Annotated in this window: 24 protein-coding genes and 2 pseudogenes; 4 read left to right on the plus strand and 22 right to left on the minus strand. The window is 67.4% G+C overall.

The genetic code is table 11. The features are described from left to right. Positions 1-2: 2 nt before the first annotated feature. From ABZW18_RS05575 to ABZW18_RS05620, 10 genes are all read right to left on the minus strand, one after another. On the minus strand, positions 3-941 hold the full coding sequence (locus tag ABZW18_RS05575; RefSeq protein WP_356182490.1) for a hypothetical protein: 939 nt from the start codon (positions 939-941) through the stop codon (positions 3-5). Further along, on the minus strand, positions 938-5,209 hold the full coding sequence (locus ABZW18_RS05580) for a phage tail tape measure protein (protein WP_356182492.1): 4,272 nt from the start codon (positions 5,207-5,209) through the stop codon (positions 938-940). Before ABZW18_RS05580 ends, ABZW18_RS05575 begins: the two co-directional genes overlap by 4 nt. A gap of 34 nt (positions 5,210-5,243) precedes the next feature. Beyond that, positions 5,244-5,552, minus strand: a complete 309-nt coding sequence (locus ABZW18_RS05585) for a hypothetical protein (RefSeq protein WP_356182495.1) — start codon at positions 5,550-5,552, stop codon at positions 5,244-5,246. Positions 5,553-5,584: 32 nt separating this feature from the next. Then, complete coding sequence (locus ABZW18_RS05590; protein ID WP_356182498.1) at positions 5,585-6,145, minus strand: hypothetical protein; 561 nt, start codon at positions 6,143-6,145, stop codon at positions 5,585-5,587. Positions 6,146-6,147: 2 nt separating this feature from the next. Continuing rightward, on the minus strand, positions 6,148-6,780 hold the full coding sequence (locus ABZW18_RS05595) for a hypothetical protein (protein ID WP_356182501.1): 633 nt from the start codon (positions 6,778-6,780) through the stop codon (positions 6,148-6,150). A gap of 119 nt (positions 6,781-6,899) precedes the next feature. Continuing rightward, positions 6,900-7,355: a hypothetical protein gene (locus ABZW18_RS05600; RefSeq protein ID WP_356182504.1), complete on the minus strand. Its 456-nt coding sequence runs from the start codon at positions 7,353-7,355 to the stop codon at positions 6,900-6,902. Next, a complete protein-coding gene (locus tag ABZW18_RS05605) occupies positions 7,352-7,780 on the minus strand; it encodes an HK97 gp10 family phage protein (RefSeq protein ID WP_356182507.1) in 429 nt (142 codons plus the stop codon). Before ABZW18_RS05605 ends, ABZW18_RS05600 begins: the two co-directional genes overlap by 4 nt. Beyond that, a complete protein-coding gene (locus tag ABZW18_RS05610) occupies positions 7,780-8,211 on the minus strand; it encodes a DUF6093 family protein (RefSeq protein WP_356182510.1) in 432 nt (143 codons plus the stop codon). The genes ABZW18_RS05605 and ABZW18_RS05610 overlap by 1 nt, the downstream gene beginning before the upstream one ends. Further along, positions 8,201-8,575, minus strand: coding sequence for a hypothetical protein (locus ABZW18_RS05615; protein WP_356182512.1), 375 nt, complete (start codon positions 8,573-8,575; stop codon positions 8,201-8,203). Before ABZW18_RS05615 ends, ABZW18_RS05610 begins: the two co-directional genes overlap by 11 nt. Positions 8,576-8,759: 184 nt before the next feature. Beyond that, the gene (locus ABZW18_RS05620; protein WP_356182514.1) at positions 8,760-9,416 is read right to left on the minus strand and encodes a hypothetical protein; all 657 of its coding nucleotides are present in this window, start codon (positions 9,414-9,416) and stop codon (positions 8,760-8,762) included. Between the two features lie 290 nt (positions 9,417-9,706). Here ABZW18_RS05620 and ABZW18_RS05625 point away from each other — a divergent pair, with 290 nt between their 5' ends. Next, a complete protein-coding gene (locus ABZW18_RS05625) occupies positions 9,707-9,919 on the plus strand; it encodes a hypothetical protein (protein ID WP_356182517.1) in 213 nt (70 codons plus the stop codon). A 739-nt stretch (positions 9,920-10,658) separates the two neighbouring features. Here the strand turns inward: ABZW18_RS05625 and ABZW18_RS05630 are convergent. From ABZW18_RS05630 to ABZW18_RS05640, 3 genes and pseudogenes are all read right to left on the minus strand, one after another. Then, positions 10,659-11,915 (minus strand): caspase family protein, encoded by a 1,257-nt coding sequence (locus ABZW18_RS05630; protein ID WP_356182519.1) that lies wholly within the window; start codon positions 11,913-11,915, stop codon positions 10,659-10,661. Continuing rightward, positions 11,912-12,241 (minus strand): hypothetical protein, encoded by a 330-nt coding sequence (locus tag ABZW18_RS05635; protein ID WP_356182521.1) that lies wholly within the window; start codon positions 12,239-12,241, stop codon positions 11,912-11,914. The genes ABZW18_RS05630 and ABZW18_RS05635 overlap by 4 nt, the downstream gene beginning before the upstream one ends. A gap of 463 nt (positions 12,242-12,704) precedes the next feature. Next, positions 12,705-12,947: pseudogene (locus ABZW18_RS05640) on the minus strand (ABC transporter); the annotation flags it as partial. Between the two features lie 193 nt (positions 12,948-13,140). Here ABZW18_RS05640 and ABZW18_RS05645 point away from each other — a divergent pair. From ABZW18_RS05645 to ABZW18_RS05655, 3 genes are all read left to right on the plus strand, one after another. Further along, positions 13,141-13,791, plus strand: coding sequence for a DUF3223 domain-containing protein (locus tag ABZW18_RS05645; protein WP_356182524.1), 651 nt, complete (start codon positions 13,141-13,143; stop codon positions 13,789-13,791). A 223-nt stretch (positions 13,792-14,014) separates the two neighbouring features. Next, on the plus strand, positions 14,015-14,314 hold the full coding sequence (locus tag ABZW18_RS05650; protein ID WP_356182527.1) for a hypothetical protein: 300 nt from the start codon (positions 14,015-14,017) through the stop codon (positions 14,312-14,314). A 133-nt stretch (positions 14,315-14,447) separates the two neighbouring features. After that, positions 14,448-14,903, plus strand: a complete 456-nt coding sequence (locus ABZW18_RS05655) for a hypothetical protein (protein WP_356182530.1) — start codon at positions 14,448-14,450, stop codon at positions 14,901-14,903. Between the two features lie 292 nt (positions 14,904-15,195). Here ABZW18_RS05655 and ABZW18_RS05660 read toward each other — a convergent pair whose 3' ends face one another. From ABZW18_RS05660 to ABZW18_RS05700, 9 genes and pseudogenes are all read right to left on the minus strand, one after another. After that, the gene (locus ABZW18_RS05660; protein WP_356182636.1) at positions 15,196-15,675 is read right to left on the minus strand and encodes a GNAT family protein; all 480 of its coding nucleotides are present in this window, start codon (positions 15,673-15,675) and stop codon (positions 15,196-15,198) included. A gap of 130 nt (positions 15,676-15,805) precedes the next feature. After that, positions 15,806-16,093, minus strand: a pseudogene (locus tag ABZW18_RS05665) (ABC transporter ATP-binding protein); the annotation flags it as partial. A 39-nt stretch (positions 16,094-16,132) separates the two neighbouring features. Beyond that, positions 16,133-17,194 (minus strand): NUDIX hydrolase, encoded by a 1,062-nt coding sequence (locus ABZW18_RS05670; protein WP_356182533.1) that lies wholly within the window; start codon positions 17,192-17,194, stop codon positions 16,133-16,135. A gap of 27 nt (positions 17,195-17,221) precedes the next feature. Next, complete coding sequence (locus ABZW18_RS05675; protein WP_356182536.1) at positions 17,222-17,371, minus strand: hypothetical protein; 150 nt, start codon at positions 17,369-17,371, stop codon at positions 17,222-17,224. Positions 17,372-17,601: 230 nt separating this feature from the next. Further along, the gene (locus ABZW18_RS05680) at positions 17,602-19,128 is read right to left on the minus strand and encodes an amino acid permease (protein ID WP_356182539.1); all 1,527 of its coding nucleotides are present in this window, start codon (positions 19,126-19,128) and stop codon (positions 17,602-17,604) included. Between the two features lie 73 nt (positions 19,129-19,201). Beyond that, positions 19,202-20,143 carry a hypothetical protein gene (locus tag ABZW18_RS05685; protein ID WP_356182541.1) on the minus strand — a complete coding sequence of 314 codons (942 nt, stop codon included), beginning with the start codon at positions 20,141-20,143 and terminating at the stop codon, positions 19,202-19,204. 205 nt (positions 20,144-20,348) lie between these two features. Next, on the minus strand, positions 20,349-20,543 hold the full coding sequence (locus tag ABZW18_RS05690) for a hypothetical protein (protein ID WP_356182543.1): 195 nt from the start codon (positions 20,541-20,543) through the stop codon (positions 20,349-20,351). A gap of 864 nt (positions 20,544-21,407) precedes the next feature. Then, positions 21,408-22,213, minus strand: a protein-coding gene (locus ABZW18_RS05695) for an IS5 family transposase (RefSeq protein WP_356182638.1) whose coding sequence is annotated in 2 segments (ribosomal slippage) — positions 21,408-21,883 and positions 21,883-22,213 — 807 coding nt in all. Because the reading frame shifts where the segments join, the coding sequence is not laid out codon by codon here. A gap of 66 nt (positions 22,214-22,279) precedes the next feature. Then, positions 22,280-22,864: a DinB family protein gene (locus ABZW18_RS05700; RefSeq protein ID WP_356182546.1), complete on the minus strand. Its 585-nt coding sequence runs from the start codon at positions 22,862-22,864 to the stop codon at positions 22,280-22,282. Positions 22,865-22,912: the final 48 nt, after the last annotated feature.

Genomic DNA, 22,912 nt, shown 5'->3' on the forward strand with positions numbered 1-22,912 from the left:
ATTCACAGGGCGGTGTACGCCGACCGCCACGACACGTCGAGTCGGCAGGTGCCGGTGGGGTCCTCGGCGCTCCAGCCGATCTCCGAGCGGCCCCGCGGTATGGCGAACAGGTCCAGGCGCGAGACGGGGGTGAGGTCGTTCGCCACGTTGGTGACGCCGTTGCGCAGGGCCCAGCAGGTGCCTGGCCGGGTCTCCATCTCCACCCACTCCCCAGCACGCAGTGACAGGTTGAGTTCGAGGACGCGGCCGGTGACGGTGTTCCAGATGCGCGGGTTCACGACGGGGCCGTGGACGCGGATGCTGGGCCAGGCCGAGACGTTGCCGTGGTTGGTGATCCAGCCGGGTCGGTCGGCCGGGTCGGCGCTCCCGCAGTCAGCGGGCGCGCACAGTGGTGCCTCCACATTGCGGTCGTCGGCCTTGTGGTCGGCGGCCTGGTCGAGGCTGAGCGTCAGGCGCGAGCGGTCGTCGGCGTACCAGCGCGGATCGAGGAGGGCGGCGAACTCGATGTCCAGCGGGATCCACCCGTTGACTGCGTTGGCGGTGCTGGTGGCTTCCATGCGGCGCAGCCGCCCGTACATGCGGCGTATGCCGTGGCCGGGCCAGCGGCCCCGCAACACGGCGCGTCCCTCAGGGCGGGTACGGGCGGCCGGATCATCGACGGCCAGCTCCAGGCGGGCGAGCAGGTCGGCCGCGGCGGTCGGATCACCCGGGGTCTTGATACCGGCCTCGATGCGCACGGTGCGCGGCCCGTAGAAGTCCTGGCCCGGGTGGGTGCCGTCGCCGACGGGGTTATCCACATCCTGTGCGCGGACGGCGGGCGAGCCGAGCCCTTCGATGTTGCCGATGGGGATACGGGTGCCCCTGCCGAGGACGACGCCGCCGATCTCGAACTGCCACGGGGCGAGGTCGATCCGGTGTTTGTGCTGGGTTGGTGTGCTCATCCGACTCTCCCGCCGCGTTGGGCGTTGCGCAGGTTGCGCATCATTTCCGTGCCGATCTGCTCGGGGGTTGCTGAGCTGTCGCTGACGGTGACCGGCATGGTGCCGATCAGCGGCTGCTGTTCGCGGACGACGACGACCTGGACGCGTTCGCCCGCGCGGGCATCGACCACCCGGCCGCGGGCACTGTCGCCGCCGGTGCGGATGTCGAAGCGGCGCACGACATCGGCCATGGCTGCTGCGCCCTTGGCGCGCTTGAACGAGCTGGCCACCACCGGGCCGTAGTCGCGGCCCGTGCGGCCGGTGACTCCGCCGTTGGCGAACCACTCGACCTGCCCGCCGAAGCGGCCGACGACGTCCTCCACAACTGCCTTGCTCCGGGCGCGCTTTGCAGGGGAAAGAGGTACATATGCCTCGCCCAAAGTCTCCGGCTCACCCCATATGCGCCACGATCCGGCCGGAGCGATCTGCGCGACGTGCTGCTCGCGCCGGCGCGGGCGGGCCGAGCCCTCCCGGACACCGCCGTCGGCGTAGTACTCCACGACGCCGCCGTTGGCCTGGTTGAACCCCTTGTAGTTGGGGTTCTGGATCATGTCGGGGATGCCGTTGGCGTCCTTGTCGTGCGACGAGGGCTTGCGGATCAGTGAGGTGAAGATCGGGATCGTCCTGCCGCGCAGCGCGTTGATGCGGCCCTGGATGTCGTCGGCCGCCTTGCGTGCTCCGCCGGTCGGGACGGTGACCTTGACGTTCTTGGAGCCGGGCACCTTCTCGATCCGGAAGCCGAGCGCCTCCAGCTCCTTGCGGGCCTGCGCTGTTGGTGCGCGGACCGTGACGGACTTCGATCCCGGCGTCGCCCGGATCTTCGCCTGTACCGCTTCGAGGCTCTTGATCGCGGCCCCGGTCGGTGCGGAGACCCGTACGTTCTTCGAGTTCGGCGTGCGGCCGAGCTTGTCGATCAGTCCGTCCAGGTTCTTCCTCGCAGCTGCGGTCGGAGCGGTGATCTTGATCTGCCGCGTGCCCGGCACCGTCTTCACGGTGAAGCCGAGACTGCGCAGCTTCTTCTGCGCGCCATCGCTCAGCGAGTCGACCTTGATGGTCCGCTGCTTCGGCAGCCGACGGAACTCCGCCTGGACCGCGATCAGGTTCGCGAGCGTGCTGTCCATGCCCTTGGTCTGAAGCAGCAGCGACACCTTCGAGGGCAGCAGGCCGAGGCTGTCGGCGACGCCCTCGGCCTGTGTCTTGGTCAGCCCGTAACTGCGCGCTGCCCGGATCGCCTCGGCGCGCGCCCGGCTCATCTCCCCGCGGGCCTTGGCCAGCGCGTCGGGCAGTGCCTCGCCGTTGCGCTGCGCCAGGTCGTAGGTGGCCACCGAGGCGTCGGCCGCCGCGTCGGACAGGGCGGTGAGCTGGGTGTAGAGCTGCTGGCCGTTGCGGGTCGTGGTGTTGAGGGTCTTGTCCTGGTTGACCAGCTGCTTGCCGCCGTAGCCCTCCTTCTGGTTGACGTTCTTGCCGCCCTCCTTCAGGTCCAGGACGGCACTGTTGACCTTCGCCTTCGCGGCCTGGAGGGAGATCTGGCCGCCCGAGAGCAGGTCGAGGGCGCTCTTGAGGGAGCGGGTGCGGGTGTCGGCGTCGGCGGTCTCATCCGCCAGGCCGCCGACGGCGCTCTTGAGCCGGTCGTAGGCGGAGGTGCCGTTGCCAGCACCTTGGGTGGCCTTGGCCAGCTCCTTGGCGTTCTTGATGGACTCGGCCATCTCGCCCTTGACGCTGCTCAGGGCGTCGGCGGCGTCCTTGTACCGCTGACCGACGGGCGAGTAGTCCTGGACGGTGGCCTTGCCACCGGCGACGTCCTTCCACACCTTGTGGGTATCCGCGGTGGACTGGAGCTTCTTCTGCAACGCGTCCAGGGACGTGCCTTGCCCGAGGTAGGCGTCCGTCAGGGACGCAAGCGGCACTCCGGCTTCCGACATGACCTTCGTGAGCTTGCCCTGGTCGGTCTTCGTGTCGAGCAGCGCCTGCGCGGCCTGGTTGCGCACGTTGCTATCGATCTGCCCCCCGGACTCACGCAGAGCCGAGGTGAGCGAGGAGATCCGCTGCTGGTGTTCGGCCGCCGACTGTGCCGCCTTCTGCTGCCGCGCGGCGAGCACTCCGAGGCCGACCGCTACGCCCGCCATGACGACCCCGAACGGGCCGCCGAGCGCGTTGGTCACACCGCCGAGCGCCGAACGCAGGCCGGAGCCGGCCGCGCGGCTCATGCCGTTGAGGGTGCCGGTGAAGGTGGTGCCCGCGCCGTTCGCACTGCGGAACGCGGCCGTCATGTTCCCCAGGAAGCCGACGCGCGCCTGAACGGCGGCCCACGCCGCGCCGTACCTGCTCACAGACGCACCCGTGGCAGCGGCGAGGGTCTGTTGCACTCGCATCTGCTGGGCCATGCTCTGGAATCCACTGCGCACGGGACCAGTGACCGTGTTTGCGAGACTGGTCAGACCGGGCTGCGCCCTGCGGAACAGCAGCATGGCCAGGGCCGCCGACTGAATCGGGGCAGGCAGCGCGCCGAAGGCACTGACCAGCCCGCCCACAACGTGCCCGATCGGCACCAGGACAGCGGAAAGACCCGACACCGCGTCCATGGCCGCGTTCGCAACGGTGGCGATGATGTCGAGCGTGCCGGCCGCAGCACCCCCGTCCTTGCCCAGGCCCGAGATTGCCGCCAGTACGGGCTCCGCGCCGTCGGCTGCGTTGCGCAGGACATCGCCGAGCGTGCGGGCGGCGTTGATCAGCAGGTTCAGGCCGGTGGCCAGGCTGTGCTCGCCGATCTCCCTGAGCGGCCCCAGCAGTCCGCGGGCCTCGTCGATCAGGCCGCCCAGGCCCGAGCCCGCCTTCGCCTTCAGCTCCGGGCCGTACAGGATCGCGAGGTTGCGGCCGTACTCCAGCGCGGTGGTCAGGTAAGGCGTCGCTCCTGCCATCCCGCGCGTCAGCAGCCGGGTGACGTACTCAAGGCCGGGGGCCATGCCCTCGTACAGCGCCAGCCCGGTTTGCTTGGCCTGGGTGCGCAACTGCGTCATCGCACCGGTCAGGCCCTGGCCGCGCGAGGCGGTGATGGAAGCAGCGGCCCCGGTCTGGCGCACCGCCACCGACAAGGCGTCAAACGACTCGGTTCCCTGGTGCGCGAGCGCCGCCGCGCCACTCAACGCTGGCTTGCCAAACGCCTTGGTGACGCCTGCGGTGAAGTCCTTCTGGGACAGGTTGTGCTCGGCCTTCGACAGCCCGTCGATGACCACACGCAAGCCACGGAACCGGCCCTGGGCGGTCCAGGCGTCGATGCCGAGGTCCTTCAGCGCACTCTGCATCTTCGGCGTGGGCGCGGCCAGGTTCGCGAAGATACCCCTGAGCGATGTGCCCGCCGTCTGCCCGAGGATGCCGCTCTTGCCGAGCATGCCGACCGCAGCGGCGGTGTCCTGCAGCGAGACACCGAGCGCGTTGGCGACCGGCCCGGCGTACCGCATCGAGTAGTAGATGTCGGTGATCGAGCCGGAGGCGTTGTTCGCGGTCGCGGCCAGCGTGTCCGAGGCCCGCGAAGCCTGATCAGCACCGAGACCGTACTGGTCCATGATGTCGCCCAAGTACCTCGCCGACGTTGCGGCGTTGACGTCAGCAGCTGCGGAGAGCTGGAGCGAGGCGCGGACGGCGTCGATGGACTGGTCCGCGCGGAAGCCCGCCTTCGACAGCTCGACCATGCCCTCGGCCGCATCCGCCGCGGTCGACCCCGGAAGGCTCAGGTCGTTGCCCAGCTCCTGCGCCATCACCGAAGCGCGCTTCATCTGTCCGGCAGTGGCGCTGGTGACCGCCCGGAACAGGTTCATCAGCTTCTGGTAGCGGTTGCCCTCTTGGACCATCTCGCCCGCGCCCAGCAGCAGACTGCCGCCCGCGAGCATGTTGGTGGTGGAGATGCCGCGCTTGCCAGCGCCGGCCATGGCGCGTTGCAGCCGGGACATGGAGCGGGCACCGTCGTCCCCGGTCGCGCGCAGGCTGGCGCGTGCGGCTGCGGCGCGGGCGGAGATCCGGTTCAGCTCGCCGACGGCCGCGCGGGTGGAGCGGTTGAGCGCGGCGAACTGGGAGGCGAGGCGAGCGCCGTTGGCGTCGAGGCGGGCGAGGGAGCGGTTGGCGGCGTCGGTGCGGTCGGCCAGGGTCCGCATCTGTCCCGAGGCAGCGCGAGTTCCCGCGATCAGGTCGCGGACCTCGGCGCGCATCGCCACGGTCAGGGTGAACCCGGCCACCGCCGTGCTCCTTACGTACGTCGTGCGGGTTGGATCAGGTGTGGTCGCGGTGCTGGTGGCGTGGCAGAAGCTGGATCTTCACGCCGTAGCCGGACCGGTCGCCAGGGACGTGGTCGCGCTCCTGCTCGATCAGCTCGCAGCCGGGGCAGCGCAGGGTGTCGGTGACGTAGGCGTGCGGGTCACCGCCGCGCTTGTCGTCCCACTCCTCCAGCCGGGTGTGGCACTCCGGGCACACCGCGCGCTGCCACTCCGCCCAGGCCAGAGCCTTCGCCCGGTCCAGCGCCGTCCACCGGCCGTCGCCGCCCAGGAGCTGGGAGTGCGGGATGCGGTACTTCTCGCACAACTCCAGCTCGGCCCTCAGAACGGCGTCACGGCTCAGCCTTTTCCCAGGTCGACCCGACTTTCCTGCTGGACCTGCCAGGCCGCCTCCCACAGGAGGTTGGCGTCCGGCGCCGACCAGCTGGCGAGCAGCTCGGCCGCCTCGTCCTGGCTCATCCCGTCGAAAGACGCCGCCGAGATCAGCGCGGCCGGGAAGGTGTCCGGGTTGAACACCGCCCCCTCCTCCGCCTGCTGCTCGGTCGGCGGATGCGCGGCGATCAGCTCCTCGAGTACCGGGCGCGGCAGCGCCAGGAACGTCAGGAAGTCCGAGGCGTCATCCAACTCGGCGCGCACCGTCTCGGCGATCGCTTCCGCCTCGGCAGCGCGCTGCGCCGCCAACTCGTCGGCCGGCGTGGCCTCGGCGATGAACCTGGCACGCTGGGCACCCTGTTCGGCGGCCTCGACCCGAGTTCTGAGCTGGTCGTCATCGCAGACACGGAGCTTGTTCTGCGGCCGGGCGCGGCGGCGCAGACGGTCCATCTTGGCCGCCCACGCCCCCTCCGCCGACGATTCACCGCGGGGAGGGGACGGGCGCTTGGCCGGTGCGGGGCGCGACACCGTCACTCCTCGCCGTGCTCGTGGACCGTGGCCTTGGCCGCGGCCACGACGGTGACGTCCACGTGGTCCCCGTCGTGGTCACCGTGGTCCTGGTCGTGGTCGTCGTCGCAGTCTTCGGACGGCTTCGGGAGGGTGTGGAACGCCTCGGGGACCACGGCGTCCAGCGACGGCTCGTCGATGATGGTGAAGTCGACCTTGAACTTGGCCGCCTCATTGCCGGTCGAGTACGTCGCGGCGCGGGTGGCGACCTGTACGGGAAAGACGTCCACCGAACGCGAGCCGGGAAGGTCACCCTTACGCAGCAGGACGACGTAGCCCTTCGCCCCCTTGGGCAGGCGCTGCTCGATTTCGTCCGAGTGGCGGTCCTCGTAGAAGGTGAGCGAGCTGTTCTCGGCCTTGTCGTTTCCCGGGATCGAGGAGTTGAACGTCGAGCCCATGTCCGGGGTCTCGATCGGGTCGTTCTCCAGCGCCCAGCCCTCGATGTCCGAGACGGCGTTGGTGAGGTCGAACCGGTTGGGCTCGCTGATCTCCTTGCGCGACGGCCACTTCGGGTCGCTGATCTGCTTGAGCCAGTAGATTTTGGAGATGCCGCGCCGAAGGAATCGGGTCTGGGTGGCAGGCTTCTTCAGGGACACAGGTCCGCTCCCACTTCTGGGGCAGCGTCCCGTGCCGAGGCCCTGCCCCTTGAGGTTCAAAGGGGGTTCGCCTGGCCTGGGGCCTAGCGTCCGCGCGGGCCTCCGCGGTGAGGAAACGTTTATGCAGCAGCGGGTGTCACGGTGATCGTGAACCGCTGCACGTAGGACACGATAGCGCCTGCCGCCGACACGGAGGGCTCGCCTCCGGAGTCGTGATCCAACTCCCGGTCGATCACACGGGCTTGGGGAACATGCAGGTCATGGGCCCATTCGTCGTCGGAGCGGCCGACGACGCCATGGCGTACACGGTCGGCCAGCCACTGCACCTGGTCGTCCCGCTCGCCGACCGAGGTCACCTGGTACGACCAGGCCGCGTCCGCGTGCCAGTCCCACAGCGGCGGACCGCTGAACTCCCCCGGCAGCGAGTCCAGGATCGTGTACGGGGCGGATGCTGGCTCCCACTCCCCGGAGTAGTTCCGGACACGCGGCAGTTCACCGATACCGCACGGCCGGCCGGTCGCCTTCGCAATGAGCTCGGCGAGCGCCCGAGTTACAGGCAGGCGTTCGGCGGTCACGGCAGTACTCCGTCCGCCAGCGCCTGGATGAAGCCGGGCTGCGTCTGCCGGAAGGCCGGCTCGACGTGCGGGAACGGCGGCTGCCGGTAGTGACGGCCGAGGGAATCGACACCGACGAAGCCGTACTCCAGCCGTCTCGCCTGCGGGGCGTCGGAGTACACCTCCGCCGTCACCTGCCCGCCGCCGGTACTCATCCGTACGTCCCACGACGCCCGGTACTGACCGGTGATCACCCGCGGCCCCGGCCAGCCGGAGGCGTGGCGCTGGATACGGACGCGCAGAAGCATCGCGTGATGCCGGGTGATGGTCCGCGTACGGGCTCGGGCGGCCGGGCCCATACGGGCCAGCGCGGCGGCGAGCGCGATCGGGTCACGGAACGCCGTGGCGTCGGGATGCGCGTTCGGATGCGGATTCGCGGTGGCCATCAGTCGATCACCTGCACCCGGACGATGCGCACCACGCTGTAGGTGCCGACGTTCCTATCCGACACCCGGAAGCGGCGGCCGACCAGCTGCGGGTCACGCGGGCCACCGGGGCGCACGGACCCGGCGACGCGGATCACGTCGTCGGGCCGCAATTCCGGGGCCTGCACGGGCAGCACGGCCTGGTAGTCGGTGGTCGGCGGCTCCTGCGCGACAGCGCCGTCCAGCGGCCTGGTGATCGCCGGGCGTCCCAGCGACATCACCGCACCAAGCCCATCCCAGATCAGCACCTCATCCGGCGCCGGCGGCACCAGCTTCCCCGTCGCCTCGTCCAGATAGTCGTCCGCGCGGCCGCCGCTGCCGCGCCACGCCTCCAGCTTGTCGTCCAGGATGCGCCCGACAACGCGCCGCGCCCCGTCCACATCAAACGCCACGAGCCCACTCCACGAGCTGGGTGAGCATCGCCTGCGTCAGCGACTGCGGGCCCGTGCCCAGGTCGGGCCGGGCCAGCGTGGTCCGTTCCAGTTCCTCGGCATCGATCGCCGACAGGAACACCGCGGCGGCCGGGCCAGGGTCGGGCACATCGCCGACAGCGAGGCGAGCCAGGCCCTCGAAGGCGGTTTCGGCGTGGTCCCCGGAGTAGAGGACTACCTGTGGCGGCTCTCCCTCCCGGTGACTGACGGTGTATCCGCTCAGGGCACCCGGGTCCACCCGCTGCCCGTCGATCTCGATCGCGGCCTTCGCGCCGCGAGCGGTGATCCGCACACTGTGCAGGTTCTCGTCGTTGTTCTGATCCATTCACCCCACGCTAGAACGGCTGTCGGACAGCATCGGCGCGCGGTTACAGAGGACTCGTCTCCGGAGCCCGCGGAGTACCGCCCCAATGCGCCTACGAACGGTCTTGTGGCTCTCATCGTGTGAGAGTCCCGTGTTGAGTCCGTAAGTTCCCAGGAGGGATCACCGGGCGGCGCGCGCGGCGGGATCAGGCGGACTGTTCAACAACGGTGAGGCCGATGACGCCTTCGTACCAGCGGCTGTCCATCACGGGCACCGCCGTGGCCATGCCGAGCACCGGGGCGACCTCCGCAAGACTCACGTCGTCGTACCCCCACTCGTCAAGCCGGTACGCCATCAACGCGCCGCTGTAGACCGGGGCCGGAAAGTGCGGACGCTCGCTGCCGTACGCCAGCAACGCCGCGAGGATCTCCGTCACCGCCCGTCCGAGACGACGGCCGCGGACATCGTCGGTACGGACCACGTTCATCACCGCCTCCCAGCGGTCGGCGTACGGGCCCGTGGGGGCTGGCCATCCCGTCTCGCCGGGCACGGGGTAGTCGACGCCGTAGCGGAGCCACACCGAAAGCTCGCCCTTGAGCATGTCGAGGGCCAGATCGCCAAGCGGCCGGTTACTGCGCCCCATCAGGAGCCTCAACGACTCAGCGACCCCGGCGACGACCAAGTCCCGGTCCCCTTCCTGCAGCTCGACGCGACGACGCCAGGTCCCGCCAAGCCACTGTTCACGCCACGCGACGATGGCCTCCGCCCACGGCCACACGTCGGTGTACGGGTGCTGGCCGTCATGGCCGCGCGCATACCTCTCGGCGTGCTCCTGCAACTGTGTATCCGGATCCCACGGCATCGGGCCGCCCCTTCGTCGACGTCAGCAGCAGTCTGCCCGCTTACGGCATGGTGGGGATGCCCTTCATGCCACGACCGGGAGACCCAGCTCAGCGCGTCGCAAGATGCAAGCCATCGGTTTTCCCAGGCACCCGCGTGGAGAGCAAGGAGCAGGGCCCGTACCTCCCAGAGTGATCCATGCAGTCCGTGAGGTACCGAGCAAGGATGATCAGCGGGTAGGCAAGACACGTGCCCCTCGCCCTAACTACGCTGGCCTCACCGATCGGTTGGCTCATTGGTGGGAGGGCGCTCATGGGGGCAGGCACGCCGTGGTGGTACCGCATTCCCACCAAGCCGCTGGGGATCGTCGTCACTTGTGGCGTCGCCATGGCGATCACCGTCAGCACGCCCGACATCGCAACCGCGGGCATTGTGTCCGCGGTCCTCGCCGGCGGATGCGCTGGCCTCCTCACGCAGTTCATTCAAGGTGTGGCACAGGCCAGACACGACGAACGCTCGCGCTAAAGCCGTGTAGGACAGCTCCCCCAGAACCTGGGAGGGACTGCATAGTGGCGGTAGGGCAGCCGTCCACGTCGGATCACGCAACGTCATGCCACCCCTGACACACGTTCGTATCACCGGGAGTCCCAAATCTCTCGCCACCTGAGCAGCTCCCCAATGCCATGCCGGTCTTGGCAGAGCAGCACTGGCCAGTCCTGGTCGGTAGGATCACGCCGACCTCAGTCAGGGCGTGTGATGTCGACCTGCCTGTCCCCTACGACGCTGTCTTCGCCCATCACGGGCGCCTCCTCGCTGTTCGTGGATGGTCAGAACAGTGCGTGCTGATTGGGTGCCACGTCATCAGTGGCGTCCGCAGGTGCGTGTAGGGTCCGCGACTCCGTTGACAGGGGCTCCTGCCGAAACACCGGAATCCGCGCGCAACTGACAGTGTCGACGCCAGTCATTCGTTAACAACGAGCGATTACTTCTCGCTCGAATTCGTGACACTGAGTGGCGTCCAGAGCGAGAGCGTGCCCGTGTCTCTACTTGCCGCTAGCAGGACACCGCCCTCGTCGAGCACTACCGGACTTCAGCGTTGATCGATCCCGCACGCAGTGGTTCACGTCACACCCCCACGTGGTCGTCCAAGAGCAGGCTGAAGGATCTGACGGGGCTGAATCGGACTCCGCCCTGGAGTTCCCGCGGTCGCACACGACGACGTCGGCTCCTCCTCTCTCCCCCCAGGGTGCTGAGCGGCGCGGCCTCAGCCCTCCGTGACGAGCCCGGCAAGGTTGGTCAGCAGTTCAGCCAGAGGCTCGGCGATCTCCCTCTCTACAGCGAGGGAGAGGGTCCGATAGGGATGCGTCAAGGTGACGTGGTAGGTCGTGTAGCTGCCGCCCTGACGGGGATGCCCCGGGTGCCACTTGCTGCTCGCCTTGATGCGGTGATCGGCGAGCTCCGCGTAGGTCAGGCTCCCCCCGCCCTTGGGCAGGTGGACGGACCTGTTGGTGAAGACAAGGTAGCCGTCGTGGCTGCGCCACACGGGAATGAATCCGCTGAAGAGCCTCTCTGTATATCCCATGTCCCGGTACCCGAGTATCGTCTCTCGGCCCACCTGCTTCATTTTTTTCAGCAGGTTCTGTAGCCCGGCATCGTCGGCGCCGGGGCGTGCAACGAGGCCCAGCCGCAGGGGGGCAGTGCGCAGTACGCGGCAGATCGTTTCCGTTTCTGGCCGCTTGGCAGGCTCACCAGCCTCTCTATCAGGCTCTTGGTACTGCGGGTTGAGTGCCACCACCACGGGAGTCTTGAGGAACAGGGACGCCGTCGGTTGCTGCGCATGCCCGCGGAACCGCTGGGTTAGGTAGTCCGCCAGGTCTGAGGTCGAGACGATGCCGTCCCGGTTCATGTCCGCGTCACCGGTCTTGAGTCCGTCGACAAGCGCGGTGACGTACAAGGACGTGCGCGGTGCACCGAGCTTACGCAGCTTCCCGGACGGCTCCATGGCCGCCTGCACCTCAGTCGTGGCAGTGAGGATGGCGAAGCCTGAACCTTTGCCTTCCAGACTGGCACCCAGATTGACAGACTTCGGGCCGCGGTGCGTGAGCACCCGCTTGGCCCGTCCGCTGTAGCAACAGTCGAGGCTCAGGATGATCTGCTCTGAGGCACACGTCTCGAGCAGCTCTGCCAGCAATTCGACGGAGAATCCGGTGGCCTCGATGTGCTGACTTTGTGAGTCGCGTAGGACCAGATGAAGGCGATAGGCGTCGTCCAGCCAGCCATGACAGGAGAAGTGGATGAACAAGACGTCTGTTTTCTTGACGCCCTTGAACAGCTTCGACGTAGCTACCTTCGCTTCCGTAGCACTCACGTTGTACAGCCGCTGCACTGCGTAGCGGCCTATCTCCTGGCTCGACAGCACCGTGCTCAGCTCCGCGAGATCGTGGAACGGGGCGTCGAGTTCGGCGAAGAACGTGTCCTTGTAGCGGGAGCACCCGATCAGCAGGGCACTCCTACTCGTCATGAGGGGCTGTCTTGGTCGCCCAGCCACGAGTCGATCAGGCGTCGTTGGTCCTCGACGGACAGGCCGGCTACCTCTATCTCCTCCCCGTTTCGGCGCTTGAGTCGCGCCGTGCGCCCGGGCCGCAACGATGACCAGTCGCGGAATAGTTGGACCGTCTGCAACATCACCGCGACGACGGGCGCGCACTCGACCGACAACCGGAAGACCTCTGCGAGACCTTCCCCGGCGCGGGCTCCGTCCGGCGGCGGCGGCCCGGTCGGCCGCTGTGCCTTCGTGTCAGGCAGCCTGCTCAGCTCGCGCGCGAGCTGAGCAGAGCTCTGCTCCATCGAAGTCTCCCCGTCACCATGCCCCGGTTCCAGAACCACGTCGAACAGGACCACCCGGCTCTCCTCCCCCACGACCATCCCCGCTTTCGAAAGGCCCAGAAGCTAGCTTCCTCCCTCCGTACCCATGGAGGGAGCATGGGGTTACTACCCCCCTCGACGGACAGCTCACTCTTCCCCGCCCCGCCCTGATGCGGCAGGCCGCCTCCGGGCCTGCGAGAGACGGCCATCGGACAGGGACGACCTGGCGCCCGTGAAGTTAACCAACTGCGTGTACGACGGACGCTGTGCCCGCGCTCTGTACTGCCGTGAGGAGGACGATACGAAGCACGGGCAGCACATGCCCAGTAAAGATCGAAGGAGACCCGAGGGGGATCGCTACTGAGCGTAGTCGTTGTTAACGAGATCGCGGATTTGCTCATCCCTTGCTAACGAACTGCCTTCATTGCTAACGAAGTCGCGGATCCTAGAGTGCGAGGATGCGTCCGGTGCGCTCGTTCTGCAGGTCCCACAGCTCACGGAATAGGCCATCGCGATCGGCCACCAACTCGGCGAAGGTGCCGTGCTGAATGACGCGCCCCTTGTCCAATACGACGATGCGGTCGGCGATCGCGACATTGGTCAGCCGGTGGGTGACCAATACGACGGCGCGGTCGGCGGCGAGGCGGCGCAACCCGGTGAAGATCCGGTGCTCAGCTCGCGGGTCCATCTTTATCTAGGGGTCCGCTCTGTTCCCGCAGGCCAACGCGGTGACGTCGATTCAGGCACGTCAGGGGGCGGGGAACGACCGCGTCAGATCGTGCGGTAGCTGGAAAACAACGCTTGTCAAACGGCGGACGCCGGTCCGCGTTCGTGCCCTAGCGTGGATTGCCCGAGAAATCCCCGAGAGAAGAGAGTCGACCGTGCCCGAGGCCGTGATCGGCACGCGCCGCTACCCAACGAAGGCGGCGCGAGAGGAAGCCGTGCGTGACATCCTGCGCCGGTACAACGCGGGCGCCGTGGTTGATCAGGAGGAGGACGACCTGCTACTGCGCGACCTGCTCGACATGCATCCGAAGGCCGCGGAGAAGGTCGGTCCGGGCGTCGCACACTTCCGCGTCATCAAGACGCCGCGGGGCAACCACAAGGGGCCAGAGGCGGTCCACATCAACGGCGACAGAGTCGCTTTCTCGTACAAGGACTGTCTGAAGCCGCCGACCCACCCGCAGCGCGTTGTCCGCGCCATGCGGACCGAAGTCCAGCCGCAGGTGAACACCTACTTCGAGTCCCGGCGGGCAGCCAACACCCTGGTTTCGGACGAGTCCGGCATCCCGCTGGCGAGCGATGACATTGACGTCTCGTACTACCGCGGCCCGAGGTTCCATGACATCGCGACTCAGTTCGTCGACGAGGCCGGCGGCTGGGAGGTCTTCCAACTGACCTCCAACACGGAACGGGGGCTCGCAGTGTTCGACGACCCCGAGCTCGCGGCCCGGTGGCACGCCCACCACCAGGAGCACGCCGTCCTCGGCCTGCTGACGCGGGAGGAGAACCAGCGCCGCCCCCGTGCCTGACCGACACCCAGGTTCAGGACGTCTTCGGGGTGCCGACCGTACGACTCCAACCGGCTCTTCAACGCACTCGCGTCGAGTACGAGCGCCAGTCAAGGCGTGGGGCCGGCGGAATCCGGAGCTCGCCATGGACATGGCCGAGTTCGCCGCCATACTGCGCCGCCGGTGACCCCGACGTCCCTCAGAACAGGCGGAAGAACTCCTGACCAGGCCCTCGGAGAACACCATGTTCGTCTGCGGTAGCGCCGAGAACATCATGGAGTTCATCGGCCGCTTCGACCTGGTGATCCTGTTGGAAGTCGATATCCCCACGATGCTCCGGCGACTGGACCAGCCCACTCGCGGGAACGACTTCGGACGCATCGGCGACACCCGCAAGGTACTGATCGAATGGGCTCCTGGGTTCCAGGCCCAGATGAAGGAGCTCGGGGCATCGGTGGTCGACGCCGGGCTACCTCTGGAATCCGTCGCCGATGTCGTCGTCCGGCTAGCCCAGGATCACGGCCTGATGGCCTTGCCCAGGTAGGCATCCGGTAGCCACGAGGAGCCGCAAGCCCGCCCGGTGCCGCTGGGCGAGCACGCCAGGTGCCGGCGTACTCCGCTACGTCGCTCCCCATGCCCAGCCGTATTGGCCTGCTCCTACGAGCACCACCTGGGCCGTGCCCGAAGAAACGATCACGGGCGAAAGCGCCGCGCTCTACGATCCGGCCATGGACGCCACTGGACGTGAATCGCCGCGGGCCCTTTTGATCAGCGGGACTGTGGGGGTGGGCAAGACGTCGGTCGCGGATGCGGTAGGCGACCTGCTCACCGATCGCGAGATCCCCCATGCCGTCATCGACCTCGACTGGCTCCGCAGGTGCTGGCCCACGCCGCCGAACGACAGGTTCAACTCCGCAATGGAGTTGCGCAATCTGCGCTGCCTCTCGCACAACTTCCTTGACGCAGGGGCCGTTCGGCTCGTCATGGCGGGCGTCGTCGAGGATCGGGGTGGCCTGGACCGGTACAGACAAGCGATCGGAGTCGACCTCACGGTGTGCCGATTGCGCGTTGAACTGCCGGTTGTCCATCAACGACTCGCCCGGCGCCACGAGGGCGAAGACGCCGCCCTGTAATGGCATCTGAACCGATCGGGCGAGCTCGACCAGATCCTCGACGGCGCCCAGGTCGAGGACTTCGCTGTCACTGCCACTGAATGCTCCCTGCCGGAGGTGGCCGCCGCAGTGTTGGACGGGTGGCATTGACTTCGTCTCTAATCTAACTGGCACCTTGCCGGATTGATGCCAAGTCAGGGCCTTGGCGACGCCCTGCCGACCGTACTCCAGGAAGCCGACGCAGGCGGGTGGCCAGTCTGCCTACTACGCGGACGGTCGATCACTTCGCCACCTGAGCCCTACGCTAGCTCTGTCATTCGGTCAAGGTTGTCGGTCTGATCGCGGCATACACGAGCATGTCCACGCGCTTGCCGCCGATCTCCTGATGGCTTCGAAGCAGCCCCTCGCGCTCAAATCCTGCGAGTTCAGCCGTGCGCACGGAAGCCACATTCCATGGCTCTATGTAGAGCTCGATTCGATATAGCTCCGGTATGGACCAGGCAAACCGCGTCAGCGCGATGAGCGCGTGACCCGCGACCTTGCGACCCCGGTAGCGAGGCGCGACGGAGTACCCCGCTGTAGCCCGGCCTGCGGCGATGGGTGCGAGGTACAGACCGGCCGTCCCGAGCGCCTCCTCGGTGTCCTTGTCCGCCACGCAGAAGGAGTAGCCAGTCCCGGTGCGGAGATGGCTGATCTGCCGCTCGATGTATGCGAGGGCCTCCTGGCGGCTGGCGTTGCCAGGTAGCGAGCCGGTCTTTGGCACGTATGCATCGGTCGACAGGTCCATGAGCATACCCACATCGCGCTCCTCAAAGGCTCGGAGGCGCACGTCCCTGAATGACGGAGCGGCGGTCGGCATCACAAGCTGGGCAGGACTCACACAAGCAATCTTCCCGCATCCGGCTGACCGAGCGAAGAGCTTCGACCCGGTTCACAGCGATGAGGCCGACCGCCTGGCTGATGCCCCGACCGATCTCCGCGCACGCGACCAGACGCAAAGCGCGCTTATCCGCCTGCCAAGCCAACTGGCCTGTAGTGACGAGCAGATGTGGAAGCCGCGTCACCATCGACCGTAAGCCCAGGTGAAGGAAGGCATCTTGGTGCCTATTCCAGCCGAGGTCGTAGCGCAGCGGGCCGCCGAAGAGTAGATGCTCTGACTCGGAGGGCTCCGCAGACGACGCATCGTCGGGACGCGAACTTTGCTTCGTCATTGATGCTCCTGTCTGTTCCGGCTGGGCAGGCTGGCGGTGTCAGGCCCAAGGGACGCCCCCATACAGCTCCAGCGGGCCGGTGGCCTCGTGCAGCGCGGACAGGCAGGCTTCGATACGCCGGTACAGCGGGTCGGCGACCACGGATGCCACCTCGCTCAACTCGGCCATGCGCCACTGGTGGATCTCCGTGGTGTCGGTACGGAGCCGGGCTAGGTCGGCCTCGCCGAGCACCCCGCCGTTGTAGGTGAACCCGACCTGCGCAGGGTGGGGGGTCTTGTTCGCCCAGTTCGTGGCCAGCAGCCGACCCATCGGGGCGTCCAGGCCGAGCTGTTCGCGGACTGCACGGCGTGCGGCCTGCCTTGGGTTCTCCCCGAGATCGCTGTCCACATCGCTGCCGGGCAGCTCCCACCCTCCATCCGTGCGGTAGGTGGGCTGGATCAGCAGGACCCGTCCGGCTGCGTCGGTGAACAGGACGGTCGACCCGGCCAGCACCTTTGGCCGAACTGCCCGGCATGAAGCTGGATCAAGGAGGTTCGCATGTTCCAGTTCGGCCCGCCGTTGCGCGGCAAGCCCTGCGGGGGAGCCGGGCTGGACCTGGCCATCGACCAAGTGGGCTACCGACCCGATGTGCCACGCGGCCAGGCCCGCACGCAGTCGCGCAGCGAGTGGCTCCGGCAGACGCGCGATAGCCTCCTCGGGCGCGTGCCAGTTCGCCGCGATCTCGCCGTCCGGGAAGGAGATCGCTGCGACCTGATCCTCGTCCAATGGCCCGACCAGATGAAGGTGCATGACCACCGAGCGGCCTCGCTCAGAGGGCAGGCCGGAGTCAACCGCCAGGAGTCGGCCGACCGGCACGCCCAGGTCCAGCTCCTCTTTCAGCTCCCGGGCCAGCCCCTCCTCCGGCGACTCGGTGTCACTGACCAGCCCGCCAGGAAGGTCCAGATGATCTTTGTGTGACGGGGTGAGCATCAACACACGGTCGCGCGTGTCCACCACCAGGCCCGTGGCGGCGAGCAGGGGAGCTGGCTGTACGGCGTAGTACGCACGCGTCTCCTCCACCGACGGCATGGCGATAGGAGGCGGACTGTTGAGCTCGGGCACGGGAAGTTCCTCGGGTGTCGTCGGCGGTCAGGACAGTTCGAGCTGGGTTGGCTGGGCGGCGCGTGGCGTCCGGCTGGCCACGCGGACGAGCTCGGCGACGCCGGTGACCTTGTGATGGCGGGCAGCTTCGGTCAGCAGGGCGCGGAAGAGGGCGGCGGTGACCGTAACGTCGTCCATAGGCGGCGCGGCCGTGCCCTGCAGCGGAATGGCGCAGGGGGGCCGGGTGCGAAGCCCAAATCCGATGGCAGCAGCGCGAGTTGAAACAGCGAAGCGAACGCCAAGGGCCGGCCCGCCAGCCAATCCGAGCCAGCCTTGGATCAACTCGGACAGGCGGCGCGCCTCAACCAACGGGTGAGTGCGCTGGCGGTCCTATCGTGCCGTTCGCGCACGTCGTAGTTCGGTGAGCGTCATCGGGCCGCCTTCTGCGGTACGGGGCTGAGCGGTGCGGCGTTCCGTGGGTGGTTCGGGTTCAGGAACCACTTGCGTGCGGAGGCGAGCCACCAGGTTCCGGCGAAGGCGAGCACCACGCCCACGGCGAGGGACGCGTAGTTGAACGTCTCGATGGTCACCGGGCTGGCTTGGGGCAGCATGAACAGGACGGTGATGATCGCGACCCAGATCACCGCGAGGACGCCGACGGGCTTGGACCAGCGGCCCAGGTGCCAGGGGCCCCGCCTGAAGTTCTCCCCTTGGCGCAGGCGCAGGAGGGTGGGGACGACGTAGGCGATGTAGAGGCCGATCGTTGCGATGGAGGTGACGGCGGCGTACGCGGTGGTGTTGAACAGATAGGGCAGGCCGAGGAGGAACGCGCCCCCGGCTGCGAGCCAGACGGCGTTGGTCGGGGTGCGGGTTCCCGGGTGGAGTCTGTGCCACACGGTGGAGAACGGGAGCGCGCCGTCGCGCGAGAAGGCGTAGATCATGCGGGAGTTCGCGGTCACGGATGCCATGCCGCAGAACAGCTGGGCGCCGATGACGATGAGGAGCATCATCTTGCCGGTGCTGGCCCCGAGGGCGTCCATGAAGATCTGCGCTGGCGGCACTCCCGTCTCGGACTCGAGGGAGCCTGTGTAGGACTGGATGGCGAACGTCAGGCCGAAGAGGAGGACGAAGCCAGCCGCCCAGGAGACGAGGATGGACCGGACGATGCCCCTCGGTCCCTCCACGGACGCGTTCTTCGTCTCCTCGGTCATGTGGGCGGACGCGTCGTAGCCAGTGAACGTGTACTGGGCCATCAGCAGGCCGATGAGGGCCACGTAGACGGCGGAGCCCCAGCCGGTGTTGTTGACGAACTCTGTGAACACGAACCCAGGTGACTGGTGCTTGTCGGGAATCGCGAGGAGCGCGCCGACGATCACGACGACGCCGATCAGATGCCACCACACGGAGACGGTGTTGAAGAAGCCCACGATGCGCACCCGGAAGGTGTTCACGGCGGCATGCAGCAGCAGGATGAGGCCGAAGAGCGTGATCGTGTGGCCGGGGGTGGCGCCGTACCCAAACTGAAGGTTCAGGTAGGCGTTGAGGAACGATGCGGCGCCGAAGTCGATGCCCGCGGTGACGGCGACCTGCCCGAGCGTGTTGAACCAGCCGGTGAACCAGGCCCAGGCCGGAGCGGACTTGCGCGGGGCGAGTTTGTGGGCCCAGAAGTACAGACCGGCGGAGGTCGGGTAGGAGGAGCAGACCTCGGCCATGGCCAGGCCGACGAAGAGGGTCATCAGCCCGACGAGCACCCACCCCCACATGATCACGGCGGGCCCGCCGGTGTTCATGCCGAACCCGTACATGGTCAGGCAGCCGGACAGGATGCTGATGATCGTGAACGAGACGGCAAAATTCTGGCGCCCCGACATGGAGCGATCCAGAGTCTGGGTGATGCCGAGCTCTGCGAGGCGTTCCTCTTCCGACGGTGTGACGCTCGGTATGTCCAAGGGCATGACAAGACCTACTTCCGTTGGTCGTAACTGGTAGATGCGCAGGGAGCGTTGAAGCCACTACCTGCGAAAGGCATTACGGTGCAGAGGCCTTGACCGCCCAGGTGCGATGGCGGATGAACAGCGTCGGAGCGTCCCCGCAGTAGCTCCAGGGAACGTCGGTGGCGTACGGGCCGATGGCATCAAATACCTCCGCGGCTTCCCTGTGCTGATTCGCGAAGGACAGGGCATGGGCGAGGTAGTTTGCGTCCTCATGGAAGGCGGCGTGCGGGCTGCCGGGGGCCCGGTACGTCCACCAGTTCTCCCATGTCTGCCGCGTCGAAGGGTTGTCCGTCCACGGATGAACCGTCAGCCCGTACCGGTGCCCCTCCCTCTCCATCCGTACACGGTGGGACTCGGCGAGAGCGACCAAAGGGAGAGTGTGGAGCGGCAGCCCCCGGGGGATGTGCGCGCATCGCTCCTGTGCCCAGTGGAACACTTCGCCCCCTACGCCATGCCAGGAGGGGAACATGTAAGTGAGGAGCTCGTGGTGCGCCTCTCTGTTCCACGGGTCGCGCTCCTCCACCTGCTTCCACACCGTCTGCACCGTCGCCCGCCATTGCCGGTCACTGCTCGGGGAGTGGTAGCGGAGGAGAGCGAGCATGACGACGTACGGTGTCGGATCAGCCGGCAGGGCCTCGCAGGCGGCATCGCAGATTTCCCACGCTCGCCCCATCGCCACGTTGTTGCCCCCACCCCGCAGGCCGGCCATCGACCGCAAGGCTTGGACGGTCGCAAGGAGGGCCAAGGCGTGGGGGGACCGCGGTTCTGCCTGTGCCCACGTATCAGCGAACGTCAACCGCACCCCGGCGCGGGCGAGAACTTGGAGGCGGAAGATGCGTCGGTCCCAGTCCGCAGCGGTCGCGGCCAGCAGTTCGCGGGCACCTTCCCACCGGCCCATCGCAGCGTCATCCAGCACCGCCCGCAGCGGGAGGTCATCACGAGCCGGATGCCGGTCGAACGCCGGTATACGTCTCATGACTATCCCGCCACCGTCGCTTCAGACGAGTGGGATATTTGCTCGCCGCGCTCCATGGCGGCGTCCATTAACACCTTCTAGCCTCCGGAATGCGTCCGCCGCAGCGGAAACTCGACGTAGCAGACGAGCGATTATGTAGAGGGACTGAGCGGTCAAGTCAGAAGAAACGGACGACTTGCCACCCTGTCGGTGGTTGTACTCACCGTTAGAACTTGATTCCGCCGATCATTTCGATCACGCGCGAAGTGGCTCCAGAGATCGTGGGCGCGACCGAGGAGCTGGCCAGGTAGAAGCCCAGAAGGATGCAGACGATCGCGTGCCCGGCGTTGAGTCCGCCTTTCTTGATGAGCAGGAAGGCGATGATGGCCAGCAGCACGACGGCGGAGATGCTATCGGCCACAGCACACCCCCGCGAAGGAGATCGTGCCGCAACGCAAGAGAGGCCGCCACGCCGTCTCCCACCGGCGGCCCGGCCGAGACTGCGTGAGCCGAACGTGTAAGACCGAGGACACCTTGGACTCCGGTAGACGAGTTCAGGGACAACTGCGCATCCGCAGCGCCAGGGACAGGCGTGCGCCCGAATGATCCGTTCCCGGCCGATTCGTCGACGCCACGCACTGCGGGAGTTCCAGAGTGACGGGAAAACGCCCAGTGCACACATTTCCCAGGTGATATCACTGGCGTGATTACGGGTTCACAAGGGGCAGTTGAGCCAACAGGGCCGTGCTCAACCGGGGGGAAGAGGTGCTTGCGCAGCCGCCGCGACGCTGTGAACAGTGCGGCTGCCAACTGAGCCAATACAACTCGGGACGCTCAAGAGCTACTGGACCGTGCCGCCGCCGTGATGGGAGCAACGAATTGAACGAGAGCGAGGAGCAGCAGACCCTCATCCTCTGGGACATCGACCGCACGCTGCTCTACGTCGGAGACATCGACCGCCAGGTATACCGCGAGACCTTTGCCGAAGTCATCGGCCGCCCCGCCGAGCGTCTGCCGGCGCGCGGAACCGGCGTGACCATGCCCCTCGCCATCCGCTCCCTGCTCCTTGACAACGGAGTACCGGAGGCGACGGTCCCAGAGCTGCTGCCGCGCATGGTGGAGCTGCTGCCCAATCGGCTCGCATCCCATACAGAAGACCTCCGCAGCCAAGGCGTCCTCATGCCTGGTGCGGAGGCCGCGCTCCAGGCAGTACACGAGAACCAGCACTGGGTGCCGACGGCCGTCACCGGCAACCTCAAGCCGAACGCCATGCTTAGAGGGCGTCTCACGTGGCAAGTTTCGCGAGCTTCTTGTAGCAGGTCAGGGCAGCGGCCAGGCCGAGGAAGGCGAGGAAGTGCGAGCCCTTTCGTTCGTATCGGATGGTCAGGCGGCGGTAGCCGAAGAGCCAAGCGATCGACCGCTCGATTTTCCAGCGGTGCCGACCGAGGCGTTCGCCGGACTCGATGCCTGGTCGCGCGATGCGCGCGACGAGCCCACGCTCGTGCAGCCAGATGAGGTGTTCGGCGGAGAAGTACGCCTTGTCCGCGCGGAGTTTGACGGGCTGGCGCCGCCGGGGTCCCCGGCGGGACCGGACGGCGGGGATGCCGAGGATGAGCGGCTTGAGGGCGAGACTGTCGTGCATGTTCGCACCTGACACGGCGACGGCGAGCGGGATGCCCTGAGCATCGGACAGCACGTGCAGCTTGCTGCCCTTCTTGCCGCGGTCGACCGGGTTCGGCCCTGTCAGCGATCCCCCCTTTTGGCGCGAACGGAGGCCGCGTCGACGATCGCCGAGGTCCAGTCCACTTCGCCCCGGACCCCGAGTTCGTCCAGCACCGCCCGATGCAGCCGACGCCACAGGCCGGCCTCGGTCCATACCATGGAGCGGCGATGCGCGGTGGCGGAGGACGTGCCGAACGTCGGCGGCAGATGCCGCCAGGCACAGCCGCTGGTCAGCACGTACACCACTGCGGTGAACACGGCCCGCTGGTCGCGCGGAGCGGTCCCGCCACCTTGCGGTCGAGCCGCGAACGACGGCAGTAACGGGGCGACCAGCCTCCAGAGCTCATCAGGAACCAGACGCTTCGACAGATCAGCACTCACGGCCGGCATCATGCCGCTCGAACATCAAGCATCAAGTCACGGGGGGACAGCCTTCTATGCCTCGACTGATGCGGCCGATCTGGCAGCCTGCTCGATCTTCGCGCAGTAGGCGGTGCGGGCGTCCTCATCGATCTGCATCTCGTGTTCGGGCCGCATCCCGGTTCGGCCGTCCACGCCTTCGCGCAGGATGTCGGCGTGCCCGGCATGCCGGTTGGTCTCGCCAAGGACGTGGACCAGGATGGCGAACAGGTTCGTGTTGGAAAAAGGCTCCGGCCACCACGGCACGTGGCCCGGGGCATCGAGGGCAAGCTCGTCGATCGTCGCATCTGAGTGTTCCCACGTGCGCCGGTAGGACTCGATGATCTGATCGCGCGTCTCGTCCTCAGCCGCCCACAGATCGCTGCCGTCGTGGTCCTGCCACCGGGGCAGCGGTTCTGGGGACGGCCGGTCGAAGACCTCGCCGAAGTACCTGGCCTCGACGCTGGCCACGTGTTTGACCAGGCCGAGGAGGTTGGTCCCGGTCGCTGTCAAAGGTCGGCGGGCGTCGTATTCGGACAGGCCGTCGAGTTTCCAGAGCAGCGCCTTGCGGTCCCGCCGCAGTCGCCCGTGCAGGGTGCCCTTCGCGAATTCATCGATCATGCGGCATGAGCCTGCCATGGGCTACTCGTGGCCTCAAGATCCCGTACG

Source organism: Streptomyces sp. NPDC004647, from assembly GCF_040609575.1.
Lineage (GTDB): Bacteria > Actinomycetota > Actinomycetes > Streptomycetales > Streptomycetaceae > Streptomyces.

What these genes read in the sequence shown, in the direction of transcription:
- ABZW18_RS05575 (WP_356182490.1), bottom strand. Translation starts at nt 941, where the DNA reads ATGAGCACACCAACCCAGCACAAACACCGGATCGACCTCGCCCCGTGG.
- ABZW18_RS05605 (WP_356182507.1), bottom strand. Translation starts at nt 7,780, where the DNA reads ATGGCCACCGCGAATCCGCATCCGAACGCGCATCCCGACGCCACGGCG.
- ABZW18_RS05615 (WP_356182512.1), bottom strand. Translation starts at nt 8,575, where the DNA reads ATGGATCAGAACAACGACGAGAACCTGCACAGTGTGCGGATCACCGCT.
- ABZW18_RS05620 (WP_356182514.1), bottom strand. Translation starts at nt 9,416, where the DNA reads ATGCCGTGGGATCCGGATACACAGTTGCAGGAGCACGCCGAGAGGTAT.
- ABZW18_RS05625 (WP_356182517.1), top strand. Translation starts at nt 9,707, where the DNA reads ATGGGGGCAGGCACGCCGTGGTGGTACCGCATTCCCACCAAGCCGCTG.
- ABZW18_RS05630 (WP_356182519.1), bottom strand. Translation starts at nt 11,915, where the DNA reads ATGACGAGTAGGAGTGCCCTGCTGATCGGGTGCTCCCGCTACAAGGAC.
- ABZW18_RS05635 (WP_356182521.1), bottom strand. Translation starts at nt 12,241, where the DNA reads ATGGAGCAGAGCTCTGCTCAGCTCGCGCGCGAGCTGAGCAGGCTGCCT.
- ABZW18_RS05650 (WP_356182527.1), top strand. Translation starts at nt 14,015, where the DNA reads ATGTTCGTCTGCGGTAGCGCCGAGAACATCATGGAGTTCATCGGCCGC.
- ABZW18_RS05660 (WP_356182636.1), bottom strand. Translation starts at nt 15,675, where the DNA reads ATGCTCATGGACCTGTCGACCGATGCATACGTGCCAAAGACCGGCTCG.
- ABZW18_RS05675 (WP_356182536.1), bottom strand. Translation starts at nt 17,371, where the DNA reads ATGGACGACGTTACGGTCACCGCCGCCCTCTTCCGCGCCCTGCTGACC.
- ABZW18_RS05680 (WP_356182539.1), bottom strand. Translation starts at nt 19,128, where the DNA reads ATGCCCTTGGACATACCGAGCGTCACACCGTCGGAAGAGGAACGCCTC.
- ABZW18_RS05685 (WP_356182541.1), bottom strand. Translation starts at nt 20,143, where the DNA reads ATGAGACGTATACCGGCGTTCGACCGGCATCCGGCTCGTGATGACCTC.
- ABZW18_RS05700 (WP_356182546.1), bottom strand. Translation starts at nt 22,864, where the DNA reads ATGATCGATGAATTCGCGAAGGGCACCCTGCACGGGCGACTGCGGCGG.